Origin of the sequence: Parasphingorhabdus sp. (genome assembly GCF_048269865.1) — a bacterium.
Taxonomy (GTDB): domain Bacteria; phylum Pseudomonadota; class Alphaproteobacteria; order Sphingomonadales; family Sphingomonadaceae; genus Parasphingorhabdus.
Map to the genome: position 1 here is coordinate 51,407 of NZ_JBLWUA010000002.1, position 12,279 is coordinate 63,685.

Consider the following 12,279-nt stretch of genomic DNA (forward strand, 5'->3'; position numbering starts at 1 on the left):
GCGCGAAGATTGTCGGACCGGCGAGCCGAATGCACCCGCCATCCGAAAGAGGCAATTTCTGCCGCCAGGGGATCGCGCTGGTGAAACGACAGCAGAAAAAGATTTCTTAATCCGATCGGATGACCGTTAGAGACGGATGATTCTAAGACTTCAAAACTCCTAATCCTTGTCGGTCGCCACCGCGATTTTCTGAGGAACTACTATCTTTTTCCGTAGCAGCAAAACCTTTATATGCCGTTGCCTGCCCATCCGGAACAGGCTAGCTTTATACAATTGGACCAATGTGAGGCGACCAATGCAAGACGGGTTCGGACGCAAAATTGATTATCTGCGGATTTCGGTCACTGACCGATGCAATTTCCGCTGCCAATATTGCATGTCCGAGAAGATGACGTTCATGCCGAAATCCGAACTGCTGACGCTGGAAGAAATCACTCTGATAGCGGAACGGTTCATCGGCCATGGCATCCGCAAAATTCGTCTGACCGGCGGAGAACCACTGGTTCGGCGCGACATGAAAGACGTTATCACCCGTCTCGGTCGAAAGGTCGCGTCCGGTGAGCTGGAAGAGCTGACCCTGACGACCAACGGCTCGCTGCTAACCGAATATGCCGACCATCTCGCCGCTCATGGCGTGCGGCGGATCAACGTCAGCATGGATACGCTGGATCCAGAGCGCTTTGCCGAAATCACCCGCGGTGCCGATGTGAACGTCGTCCTCGATGGAATCAGAGCCGCCCAATCGGCCGGAATCCAGGTCAAGATCAACATGGTTGCCCTGCGCAATTTCAACGAATCCGATCTCCTGCCAATGGCCGAATATTGCGCAGCCAACGGCCATGATCTGACGGTCATCGAAACCATGCCACTGGGCGATGTCGGTGCCGATCGCAATCTGGCCCATATTTCTGCAGACGAATTTTTAGAGCCGCTGAGCAAGCGATATGCGATCACTCCGATTGCCCATCGCAGCGCCGGTCCGGCGCGCTATGTTGCGGTCGAACCGCTCGGCCTCCGGCTGGGACTGATCACACCGCTCAGCAACAATTTTTGTGATGACTGCAACCGGCTCCGCCTCACTACCGATGGCAAGATATTCATGTGCCTCGGTCACAACGCTCATGTCGACTTGCGGGCTGCCGTCCGCAAGGATGGCATCCCTGCCGTTGACCAACTGCTTCAACAGGCTCTAAAGCTCAAACCACGGCGGCATGATTTCAATGCACAGCTCGATGGGTCCGCAGAGATATTGGAGCGTCATATGAACGTCACAGGCGGATGACCAAGAAGAAATGGGCACTGATCGTGTCCCCTACGCAGCCAGCACAGGAAGCTGCTGAAAAGCTGAAACCGATGATCGACTGGGTCCCGGTGGAAGAAGCCGACAAGGCCGTGGTTCTGGGCGGCGACGGTTTCATGCTCCAGACACTGCACCAGATGCTCAATCGCGGTGCAATAATGCCGGTCTACGGCATGAACCTCGGCACCGTGGGCTTTCTAATGAACAACTGGCATCTGGAAGACCTCCACGAGCGGCTGATCAAGGCCCGTGCGTTCAAGGTCAAGCCGCTCAAGATGCATGTCGAGACGATTTCCGGGGCCAGCTTCACCCTGCCGGCGATAAATGAAGTGTCGCTGCTGCGCGAGACCCGGCAAACCGCAAAGCTGGAAATCGAGATCAACGGACGGGTGATGATGGAAGAACTGGTTTGCGACGGGGTGCTGATTGCCACTCCTGCCGGATCCACCGCCTATAATCTTTCCGCCAACGGACCGATTTTGCCGCTGACCTGCAATCTTTTGGCGCTGACCCCGATCAGCCCATTCCGCCCGCGGCGATGGAAAGGTGCGATCCTGCCGGACAAGATGGAGATCACCATCCGCGTCCTAAACCCCGAAAAACGGCCAGTTAGCGCGGTTGGCGACCAGCAGGAAGTGCGCGATGTAAGCTGCGTAAAGGTTGCTGTCGACCGCAGTCAGTCGCTGACCATGCTGTTCGATCCGGAACATGCGCTGGACGAACGCATCGCAATGGAACAATTTGTCGTTTGATGGCTTGCAGGCCGCAAATGTCGTTGCTATAGGCGCGCTTCACCACGAAAGGCTCGGTCCAGAATCGAGCATGTTCCCCGATAGCTCAGTGGTAGAGCATTCGACTGTTAATCGAATGGCCGTTGGTTCGAATCCAACTCGGGGAGCCATTTCGTGGTTTGATTTCCGGAAAATCGATGATTTGAGAAAACCGGAGCAATCCGAAGGCGAAGCGCCCTTCAGGCAAATCTTCATTTCGCCGAAACCGGTTAGAAAAGCTGGGCGGCGACACGCTACTCTCGTCGGCCCAAGCAGCGATCCACTCCCTTTAATGTGAGGTGTTTTCGAACCCGATAAATTTCAGGAGACGCGCAACGGTATCTGGCAAATGGAAGCGACGCGCGCTTCCACCGAGCGTTCACGAATACTACGGATCCAAACATGAAACGAATAATTCCTGCTCTTGCAATGACATCGGCGCTCGGCTTGCCCACGACGGCACAGGCTGAGCCGCGCAGCTATGACGCCGCCAAGGCGAACCAGTTCCTGGAGCCGCTGGCCGAAGATATTGTCCCGGAGGATCCCGTGTCGCGCGAACTGCACATGCGCCACACGGCCTATGATGCAGCCATATTCGGGCAGGTCGCGATACTGACCTACAACCAGATCTACGCCCAGGCGATCGACAAGGACTCAGAGCTCTATGTCGGCTTCAACCGCTTCGCCCACGGCCGTGACCTCGCAGGGCCGGGCTATGCGACCTTCAAGTCGCCCAATGCCGACACCTTATATTCCAATGCCTATCTGGATCTGACGGCAGGACCGGTTCTGCTGACCGTGCCGCCCACCGAAGGGCGCTATTATACCGTCAATCTGCTCGACCTCTATGGCAATGCCACCAATATCAGCGCGCGCACCCATGGTACGACCGGCGGCCGCTATCTGCTCGCGACCACCGATTGGGGCGGCGAGGTGCCGGAAGGCGTCACGCTGTTCCGCGTAACACAGCCCTTTATGTGGATCCTGATGCGGATCGAGGCGGAGACGCCCGCGGTTCTGCCGGAGGTCCGGCGCCTGCAGGACGGCTTCACGCTGGAGCCGACGGCTTCGTCGCCTGCCCAGCGCGAATTCCCGGCTCCGGGGACGATTGATGATCCGGCGGCCTTTCTCAAGATCCTCGACTGGGTGGTCGAACAGGCCGGGGTACGAAACGAGGAACTGGGGCACGTCCAAGGCTTCCGCAGTCTCGGCGTGGGCGGCCCGCGCACGGTTGAGCAAGTTTTGGACGACGAAGCGGTGAAGCGGGGCGTGGAAGCCGGATTCGCAGATGCGCGAACGGTCATCACTAACAGTCTCGCCCAGAACGGAGTCAGCATCAACGGCTGGCGCGAGCCGCTTGATATCGGGCGCTACGGCTTCAATTATATTTACCGGGCCAGCGTCAACACGCTGGGCACCGGAGCCAATGTACGGCTCGAAAATTTTGCCTTCACCACGTTCGAGGATGCCGAGGGCGAAGCGCTCGACGGCGCCAAGCATGACTATGTGCTGCGCCTGGCATCGCCGCCGCCCGCCGACTTTTTCTGGTCGGTCACCGTCTATGACCGCAACACTCAGGAACTGGTGCCCAATGACCGGAACAAATATCTGGTCAGCGACAATACAGAGGGGCTGGTCATCGGCGAGGACGGTTCCATTACCATCACATTCTCGCGCGATGCGAAGGGCCCCAACGCCATCCCGATTCCCGATGGCGGCTTCTATCTTGCCTTGCGCGCCCAGGGGCCTCGGCGGGAGATGATGCAAGGGACATGGGAGCTGACGCCGGTGCAAAAATTGCCGCGTTAGGAAACTGCCGTTTCAGCCTATTTAGGGGCGTCGCTACTTGTCTCCAGCTTTGCCTTTTCGGCAGCGATGAATTCCTCCATCTTTGCCTCCATCACGGGTAGCGGCACGGCACCCAACGCAAGATAAGTGTCGTGAAATGGCCGCTGGTCAAAGGCGGTACCGAGTTCCGCTTCTGCCTTGGCGCGGAGCTTGCGAATGCTCATCTCGCCAAGCTTGTAGGCCAGAGCCTGCGCGGGCCAGGAAATATAGCGGTCGACTTCGGTCTCAACATCGCGCTGCGCCAGCGCGGTATGGCTGGCCAGATAGTCTATCGCCTTCTGCCGGCTCCAGCCTTTGCTATGGATCCCGGTATCGATCACCAGTCTCACAGCCCGCCACATTTCAAAAGTTTGCCGCCCAAATTCCTCATAGGGGGTTTCGTACATGCCAAGCTTGGTGCCCAGCCATTCCGTGTACAGCCCCCACCCCTCGCCATAGCCGGAGAAATAAATGCCCCGGCGGAACTCCGGCCGGTCGGGCGCTTCCAGCGCCACCGCTGCCTGAAAACTGTGGCCCGGAATACATTCATGCAGCGCCAATGCGGTCAGGTTATAGAGCGGCCTCGATGGCAGATCATAAGTGTTGAACAGGCAGCTCTCCAGCCCGCCGCGGCCTGACGTGTAGATCGGAGCGATCGCATCTGGCACGGGCCGAATAGTAAAACGATAGCGCGGCAGAAAGTTGAAACTGTCCTTGAGCTTGCCATCCATTTTCTTTGTGACATAGGCGGCATAGGACAGCAGTTCGCGCGGGGTCTTCGCATAAAATTGCGGGTCAGAACGCAGGAAAGCCAGAAATTCGGGAAACGTTCCGGTAAAGCCGGTGGCCTTCATCGTCGCCTGCATGTCGGCATCGATCCGGGCCACTTCCTCCAGACCGATCTGATGGATCTGATCCGGGGTCAGGTCCAGTGTGGTGTAAAGGCGAATCTGGTCCTGATAGAAGCGTTCACCATCCGGCAGCGAATAGGCGTCGATGGACGTTCGCGCGCGCGGCATATAATCTTTGCGCATGAAGCGGAGCAGCGCAGCATAGGCTGGGGCGACCTCAGCCTCGATGATCTGCAGGGCCTCCGTCCGCATCGCGGCCTGCTCGGCCTCAGGGATGGAATCGGGCATCGTGCGAAAGGCATCGTAAAAGGGATTGTCTTCGCCCGTCACCGTGTACGCTTCGATCGTCGTGTCACGACCCTCGATACCGACCCGCGGCACGGTATAGCCGCGCGCCAGTCCGGCCCGCATGTTGGCGATATTCTCGGCAAAATAGCGGGGGATATCTTTCATCCGGCCGAGATAGTCCCGGTAGCGGGCAGCGGTGGAAAAGCCCGTTCGCGGATTGAGACCGCCCCAGAAAAACGTGTCGCTGTTAAACGGTGCCTCATAGGTCTTATACTCGAGACTGTTGACCTGCTCCCAGATCATCTGGCGGAAAACCGCCGCATTTACCTGTTCCTCATCTGAAAGCTGATCGACGGGAATGTCATCAAGCTGGCGCAATACGTCCTGCCAATAAGCCAGCCGCCTTGCCTGCGTTTCCGCTGTTTCACTGGGAAAGCGATCGCCTTGCACCCAGCGCCCTTCATCCTTCACCAGATGAAATTCCTTGTGCCGCCATTCGGTTTCCGCCTCGTAGAGCGCGCGCAATTTTGCGTCGAGTGGCCCGGCTTCCTCAGCAGCAGCTGCCTGAACTTCGGCCTCCTGAGCGAAAGCCGGGGTTGCCGGAACCACACTTGCGGCCCCGAGACACAAAGAAAAACCGATGCGTGATAGCGTCATGACGAACCCCTGATTTGGACCAGATACTTAGTCACCATAGACGCAGGATAGCGCGCTGAGGTCAAGTCGCCGCCCCCATTACAACACAAGTTTCTTACACAGTCGAAAACGCTGTTTTTCTGCCCGTTCCCGCCGCGGTGTCAAACCCATAAAATCCGGATCGCCACATAGAGTATCAGCAAAGCGGTCAACCGCCGGATCCATATCTCCGGCAAAGCCTTGCTGGCCAGAATGCTACCGATCTGCCCGCCCAGCAGTACGCCGACAAACAAGGGCCAATAGGCAAGCACCGCTTCGCCACCGCTGGCCAGACCTGACTTCATCAACTGGCCGGCCAGCCCGCCGATCGAATTGACCAGGATGAACACACTGGCGGTTGCCGCGATGCGGCGGCTGTCGGACCAGCGGGTGAGCAAAAGGATTGGGGCGAGAAAGATCCCGCCGCCGATACCGACCATTCCCGAGAGAAAACCAATGCCGGTACCGACAACGGGCGCAAACAGAAGGTGGCTTGTCCAGGAGGGAGCACGGGGTCCGCCCCCTGCCCGCTTGATAAACGGTTCGATAATCAGCAACAGGCCGGCTGCGGCCAGCGACAGACCGAGCAACAGCATGAAACTGTCTTGGGCCAGGACCATGCGTCCGCCCAGCCACGCGGCCGGGACTGACAGCAGCAGAATCGGCCATATTTTTTGCCACTCGATGAGCCCGCGCGCCTGAAAACGGAGCGTTCCGCCGGTCACGACAATGATATTGCACAGCAGCGCAATCACCGGCAGCGCCCGATAATCAAGCGCCGCCAGCGCCAGCAAGGCAATATAGGTCGAACCGCCGCCAAAACCGACGCTGGCGTACAGCGTTGCAGTCAGCGCAAATAGCAGCGCCAGGCCGAAGATGCCAAAAGCCATCTCAGATCCCGCCGCGCCGTCGGCGACTCAGATCAAAACTTGCCGTGACAATGCTTATACTTGCGGCCTGACCCACAAGGGCAAGGCGCGTTGCGGCTGACCTTGCTGCCATCGAACGGATCTTTCGGATTGTTCATCTGTCCGGATTGCCGCGGCGGAAGCGACGAGGAAACCGTTCCCAAAGTGCCGCCATCAATATCATTGCTGTTATCTTCTCCGGTCAGCGGATCGATATGCGTCGTCAAGAAGTCCGGCAGTTCCGGCAAGTCCGGCACTTCAAGCTCTTCCTGGCTTTGGAACTGGCTGATCGCAATCGTCTTGGTCACGCCTTCGCGAATGATCTCCAGCATCCGCTCGAACAGGCCGAACGCTTCCTGCTTATATTCGTCGAGCGGTTTTTTCTGTGCATAGGCGCGCAGGAACACCACCTGCCGGAGCGCGTCCAGCGTCGCCAGATGTTCTTTCCAGTGATGGTCAAGCAATTCGAGCAGAATCGATTTTTCAATCTGTTGCCAGACGCCGGGGTTCTCGGCTTCGACCGCCGCCATCTTTGCTTCAAAATCGGCATCAGCCATGTCGGCAATGCGCGTTTCAATCATTTCAGGCTCGAGTGCATCTTCCTGCATCCATGCATCGAAATCGGGCTCAAGGTTGAGCACGTCCTTCACGCGGGTCTTCAACCCTTCGATGTCCCACTGCTCGGGATAGCTGCCCGGCGGACAGGCATCGGCAACCATGCCGTTCACAGTTTCATGACGCATGTCTTCGACCACATCACCAACCGTATCGGCATCCATGATTTCGGAGCGTTGCTCGTAAATCACCTTGCGCTGATCGTTCATCACGTCATCATATTCGACGACCTGCTTGCGCGCCTCATAGTTGCGCGCCTCGACCTTTTTCTGGGCCGTTTCAATAGCCTTGGACAGCCATTTCCCGCCGATAGCTTCACCGTCCTCGAGATTTTTGTTCATCATCTTGGCGAACATCGTCTCGGTACCAAAGATGCGCAGCAAATCGTCCTCAAGGCAGAGGTAAAAACGGCTGAGGCCAGGATCGCCCTGACGGCCGGAACGACCGCGCAGCTGGTTATCGATACGGCGGCTTTCGTGCCGCTCCGTACCGAGCACGAACAGGCCGCCGGCCTCCCGCACGGTCTGCCGCAGGGCCCGCACTTCTTCTTCAATCTTGGCGATCGCCTTGTCCTTTTCCAGACCGTCTTCCATCTCGGACAGCTCATCTTCGATCCGGAAATCGATATTGCCGCCGAGTTGGATATCGGTACCGCGACCGGCCATATTGGTGGCGATGGTCACCGCGCCGGGTGAGCCGGCCTGCGCCACGATATGTGCTTCCTGTTCGTGGAAACGGGCGTTCAGGACGCTGTGTTTCACGCCTTCCTTGTTGAGAAAGTCCGAAAGCAATTCCGATTTTTCAATCGAAACGGTACCAACCAGAACCGGTTGCCCCTTGTCGCTATGCTCCTTGACCGTCTTTGCAATCGCCGCAAACTTATCCAGCGTATTCTTGTAAAACTCGTCATTCTCGTCAATCCGCTGGACCGGCTTGTTGGTCGGGATCGTAACGACGTTCATCTTGTAGATTTCGAAAAATTCCGCCGCTTCGGTTTCTGCGGTGCCGGTCATGCCGGACAGCTTCGGATACATGCGGAAATAATTCTGGAAGGTGATCGACGCCATCGTCTGGTTTTCCGGTTCGATCTGAACCCCTTCCTTGGCCTCGACCGCCTGATGCAGGCCGTTGGACCAGCGCCGCCCGTCCATCATTCGGCCAGTAAACTCGTCGATGATGATGACCTTGCCATCCTTGACGATATAGTCGGTATCGCGCTTGCGCATGACATTGGCCATCAGCGCCTGATTGAGGTGATGGACAACCTGGGTATTCTCAAAGTCGTAGAGATTGCTGCCAATCAGCAGACCGGCCTCCTCGAGCAAACGCTCGGCTTTTTCCGTGCCGTCTTCGGTCAGCGAAATATTCCGGCTTTTCTCGTCCTTTTCATAATCCTCTTCGGTGATATTCTGGACCACGTCGTTGACCTTCAGATAAAGATCAGACTTGTCGTCGGTTGGCCCGGAGATGATCAGCGGTGTCCGTGCTTCATCGATGAGGATCGAGTCCACTTCATCGACGATCGCGAAATTGAATGGCCGCTGCACCATCTGGGAGCGTTCGTGCTTCATATTGTCGCGGAGATAATCGAAACCGAATTCGTTATTGGTGCCGTAGGTAATGTCCGCCGCATAGGCAGCCCGACGCTTTTCCTCGCCGAGGTTGGGAACGATGACCCCGACTTCGAGGCCGAGGAAATTATACACCTGGCTCATCCATTCCGCGTCGCGACGGGCGAGATAGTCGTTGACCGTGACGACATGAACGCCCTTGCCACCGATCGCGTTGAGATAGCAGGCAAGGGTTGCCACCAGGGTCTTACCTTCACCAGTGCGCATTTCCGCGATTTCACCGCGATGCAACACGATGCCGCCGATCAGCTGAACGTCATAATGCCGTTGACCCAAAGTCCGTTTTGCCGCTTCCCGAACGACCGCAAAGGCTTCTGGCAAGATATCGTCCAGCGTTTCGCCATTGGCCACACGTTCCTTGAAATAGGGCGTTTTGGCGGCGAGTTCTTCGTCGGAAAGACCCTCGACCGACGGTTCGAACGCGTTGATTGCGTCGACCACTTTTTGCATCGATTTGACATAGCGGTCATTGGCTGACCCGAAGATGGATTTGGCTAAATCGCCGAACATGACATTTTCCAGTTTATAGATTTTTCCGGCAAATCAGGTGCCGGACAATAGAATGAATTTAGGGTGAAACGTTTGCCGATCAATATCGGCACAGAAGTGTAGTGGCGCTAAGGTGCGCCTTCTTCATGTTCCAGCTTGTCGCCCGCTTCCGAAAGCATCGCAAATACAGGCCAGACAGGCTGATTTTTGCCGGCTTGGATGATAGCGGATGCATTGACGGCCTGGACAGTTGCGATGACGCAGAACTGGCGGTAGGGGGATGCGATGCTCGCAGTCTCGGTATCGGTACACTGCTGGGCCTCGGCAATTTCGGCTAGGTTCGCAGCGCTGCCCAGTTCCGGCATCATGCGTTCTTCGGTTGCCGCAGACGCAGGCACGGCAAGGCCGACAGCGTTGAATAGCAGCAACATAAAACTTGCAATATATGCGTTCATGGACAAGGCCCCGTCAATATCAGCGCGTTCTATCAAAACATTAGATAAAGGCAAGTTAAGTGTCGGACAATCTTTCGCCTCTGGCGCCATCCCAATCACCAATATTACCAGATATTGATGGCGTTACCTGCCGTATCGCCAGAGCTCGGTACAAGGAGTGGGACCGCTGCGATCTGACCTTTGTGGAGCTGGCCGAGAACACGGCGGTTGCCGGCGTCCTGACCAAAAGCAAATGCCCGTCACCCGAAGTAGAATATTGCCGGGAAGCCCTGAACGGCGGCAAGGCGCGCGGACTGGTGGTAAATGCGGGGAATGCCAATGCCTTTACCGGTGCAAGGGGCATGGCAGCGGTCGAGAAGATAGTGTCCCTGGCATCCACACACCTAGGTTGCTCCGAGACAGAAATATTCGTTTCCTCGACCGGTGTCATTGGCGTTCCTCTGCCACAGGACAAGGCGGAAGCAGGCCTGAAGTCTGTGTTTGAAGCACAGCCCTGCGGCTGGGAAGATGCAGCAGCAACCATCATGACGACGGACACCTTTCCGAAACTGGCGAGCGCGACTGCTGTGGTCGGCGGCGAGACCATCCATCTCAACGGCATCGTAAAGGGTTCCGGCATGATAGCCCCGGATATGGCGACGATGCTCGGCTATATTTTCACCGATGCCACCGTCGATGCGCGCTTTCTGCAACAGATGCTGAGCGCAGCGACGGCCAGAAGCTTTAATTGCATCACCGTCGACAGTGATACATCGACCAGCGACACCGTACTGGCCTTTGCTACCGGAAAGAACACAGCCCCTGCCCTGACATCTTTTGATGACGACGGTGCCGACGCGTTCCAGGCGGCACTGAGCGATCTGTGCATGCAACTGGCCCATCTGGTGGTGCGCGACGGCGAAGGCGCGAGCAAATTTATCGAAATCGCGGTCACCGGAGCGGACAGCGATGACAGCGCCAAACGGATCGCTCTCTCCATCGCCAATTCGCCGCTGGTCAAAACCGCGATTGCCGGAGAAGACGCCAACTGGGGCCGCGTGGTCATGGCGGTCGGCAAGGCCGGCGAGCCTGCGGATCGCGACTCGCTGGCGATCAGCTTTGGCGGCGTGACCGTCGCCCGCGACGGACTGGTGGTGCCGGATTATGACGAAGCACCGGTCGCCGCGCATCTTAAAGGGAGCGAGATCGACATCGCGGTCGATATCGGTCTCGGCGAGGGCAAGGCCAAGGTCTGGACCTGCGATCTGACCCACGGTTATATCAACATCAACGCCGACTATAGGAGCTAGGTCCTTGCACGCGCTCTATCAGCCCGTTCTCGACATAATTGAAAAAGCATCACGCGATATCGTGCTGCCTTACTACCAGAATCTGAAATCCCACCAGATCAACGAGAAGACCCCGGGCGATCTTGTGACCGTAGCCGACAAGCTCAGTGAGGAATTTATCGCAGGGGCGCTGGCGGCACTGCTCCCGGATGCAAAAATTGTTGGAGAAGAGGCTTTTGCTGCGGACGAAACCGTTCTCGATCAACTGGTGGACGGCCGCGTGTGGATCATTGATCCGATCGACGGCACCGGAAATTACGCCTCTGGCAACCCGCCATTCGGCATCATGATTGCCCTGGCCGAGCAGAATGAAACCGTTGCGGGCTGGCTGTTCGATCCGCTGACCGGGCGCACCTGCCACGCCGCAAAAAATGGTGGGGCCTGGATGAATGGCCAAAGGATAGCGGTACCCGAGAACTTCCCCGAACGACCGATTGCGGCACTGGCTACCGGTTTCATGACAGGCGAAGAGCGCGATGCACTGGTGGCTGCTGCCTCACCACATTATGAAATTGTCGATATTCCCCGCTGTGCTGCGGAGCAATATCCGCGACTGGTGGAGGGCACCAACCATCTTTCGATATTCCATCGGACTCTGCCGTGGGACCATGCTTCGGGCGTATTGTTTCTGAATGAAGCTGGCGGCAAATGCGCGCGCTGGGATGGATCGCATTATCGCCCTGCTGATCGCACAAAAGGACTGCTCGGCGCCTCGTCACCGAAACTCTGGGACGAAGCTGCCGAGCAGCTGGGGAAAATCTTCAGGCTTTAAGCAGGCAGGCTGGACTCAAGCCAGGATTTCAACTGACTTTTCGGAGCCGCACCGACCTTGGTTTCCACCGGTTCACCGTTGTTGAACAGGATCATCGTCGGAATACCACGGACGCCATATTTGGCGGGCGCATCCGGACTGTCATCGATATTGAGCTTGGCAATCGTTACCTGGCCGCTCAATTCATCGCTGATTTCTTCCAGCGCGGGACCGATCATTTTGCACGGACCGCACCATTCTGCCCAGAAATCGACCAGAACCGGGCCGTCTGCCTTAAGAACGTCGCCTTCGAAACTAGCGTCGGTAATTGCTTTGGTAGCCATAACGAATCTCCAATTGTTTGAACCCTATTTAGGTATGCTGGGGTCTG

Annotated in this window: 10 protein-coding genes and 1 tRNA gene; 6 read left to right on the forward strand and 5 right to left on the reverse strand. The window is 57.2% G+C overall.

All coding sequences use genetic code 11. The features are described from left to right. The first annotated feature begins 295 nt into the window (after positions 1-295). The 4 genes from moaA to ACN0WW_RS02555 all read left to right on the forward strand — a co-directional run bounded on the left by moaA (position 296) and on the right by ACN0WW_RS02555 (position 3,879). Complete coding sequence (moaA, locus tag ACN0WW_RS02540) at positions 296-1,282, forward strand: GTP 3',8-cyclase MoaA (RefSeq protein ID WP_417609077.1); 987 nt, start codon at positions 296-298, stop codon at positions 1,280-1,282. Next, positions 1,279-2,052 carry an NAD kinase gene (locus ACN0WW_RS02545; protein ID WP_417609079.1) on the forward strand — a complete coding sequence of 258 codons (774 nt, stop codon included), beginning with the start codon at positions 1,279-1,281 and terminating at the stop codon, positions 2,050-2,052. The genes moaA and ACN0WW_RS02545 overlap by 4 nt, the downstream gene beginning before the upstream one ends. Positions 2,053-2,126: 74 nt before the next feature. Continuing rightward, positions 2,127-2,201, forward strand: a tRNA-Asn gene (locus ACN0WW_RS02550). 271 nt (positions 2,202-2,472) lie between these two features. After that, a complete protein-coding gene (locus ACN0WW_RS02555; protein WP_417609081.1) occupies positions 2,473-3,879 on the forward strand; it encodes a DUF1254 domain-containing protein in 1,407 nt (468 codons plus the stop codon). A 17-nt stretch (positions 3,880-3,896) separates the two neighbouring features. Here ACN0WW_RS02555 and ACN0WW_RS02560 read toward each other — a convergent pair whose 3' ends face one another. From ACN0WW_RS02560 to ACN0WW_RS02575, 4 genes are all read right to left on the reverse strand, one after another. Next, positions 3,897-5,693, reverse strand: coding sequence for a DUF885 domain-containing protein (locus ACN0WW_RS02560; RefSeq protein WP_417609083.1), 1,797 nt, complete (start codon positions 5,691-5,693; stop codon positions 3,897-3,899). 140 nt (positions 5,694-5,833) lie between these two features. Then, positions 5,834-6,601 carry a sulfite exporter TauE/SafE family protein gene (locus tag ACN0WW_RS02565; RefSeq protein WP_417609085.1) on the reverse strand — a complete coding sequence of 256 codons (768 nt, stop codon included), beginning with the start codon at positions 6,599-6,601 and terminating at the stop codon, positions 5,834-5,836. Between the two features lie 32 nt (positions 6,602-6,633). Then, on the reverse strand, positions 6,634-9,375 hold the full coding sequence (gene secA / locus ACN0WW_RS02570) for a preprotein translocase subunit SecA (protein ID WP_417609087.1): 2,742 nt from the start codon (positions 9,373-9,375) through the stop codon (positions 6,634-6,636). 107 nt (positions 9,376-9,482) lie between these two features. Beyond that, the gene (locus tag ACN0WW_RS02575; RefSeq protein WP_417609089.1) at positions 9,483-9,809 is read right to left on the reverse strand and encodes a hypothetical protein; all 327 of its coding nucleotides are present in this window, start codon (positions 9,807-9,809) and stop codon (positions 9,483-9,485) included. A gap of 59 nt (positions 9,810-9,868) precedes the next feature. Between ACN0WW_RS02575 and argJ the strand changes: the two genes are divergently transcribed. Continuing rightward, the gene (argJ, locus tag ACN0WW_RS02580; protein ID WP_417609091.1) at positions 9,869-11,098 is read left to right on the forward strand and encodes a bifunctional glutamate N-acetyltransferase/amino-acid acetyltransferase ArgJ; all 1,230 of its coding nucleotides are present in this window, start codon (positions 9,869-9,871) and stop codon (positions 11,096-11,098) included. Between the two features lie 4 nt (positions 11,099-11,102). Then, on the forward strand, positions 11,103-11,909 hold the full coding sequence (locus ACN0WW_RS02585; RefSeq protein ID WP_417609093.1) for an inositol monophosphatase family protein: 807 nt from the start codon (positions 11,103-11,105) through the stop codon (positions 11,907-11,909). Here the strand turns inward: ACN0WW_RS02585 and trxA are convergent. Then, the gene (gene trxA, locus ACN0WW_RS02590) at positions 11,906-12,232 is read right to left on the reverse strand and encodes a thioredoxin TrxA (protein ID WP_417609096.1); all 327 of its coding nucleotides are present in this window, start codon (positions 12,230-12,232) and stop codon (positions 11,906-11,908) included. The genes ACN0WW_RS02585 and trxA overlap by 4 nt on opposite strands. Positions 12,233-12,279 lie beyond the last annotated feature (47 nt).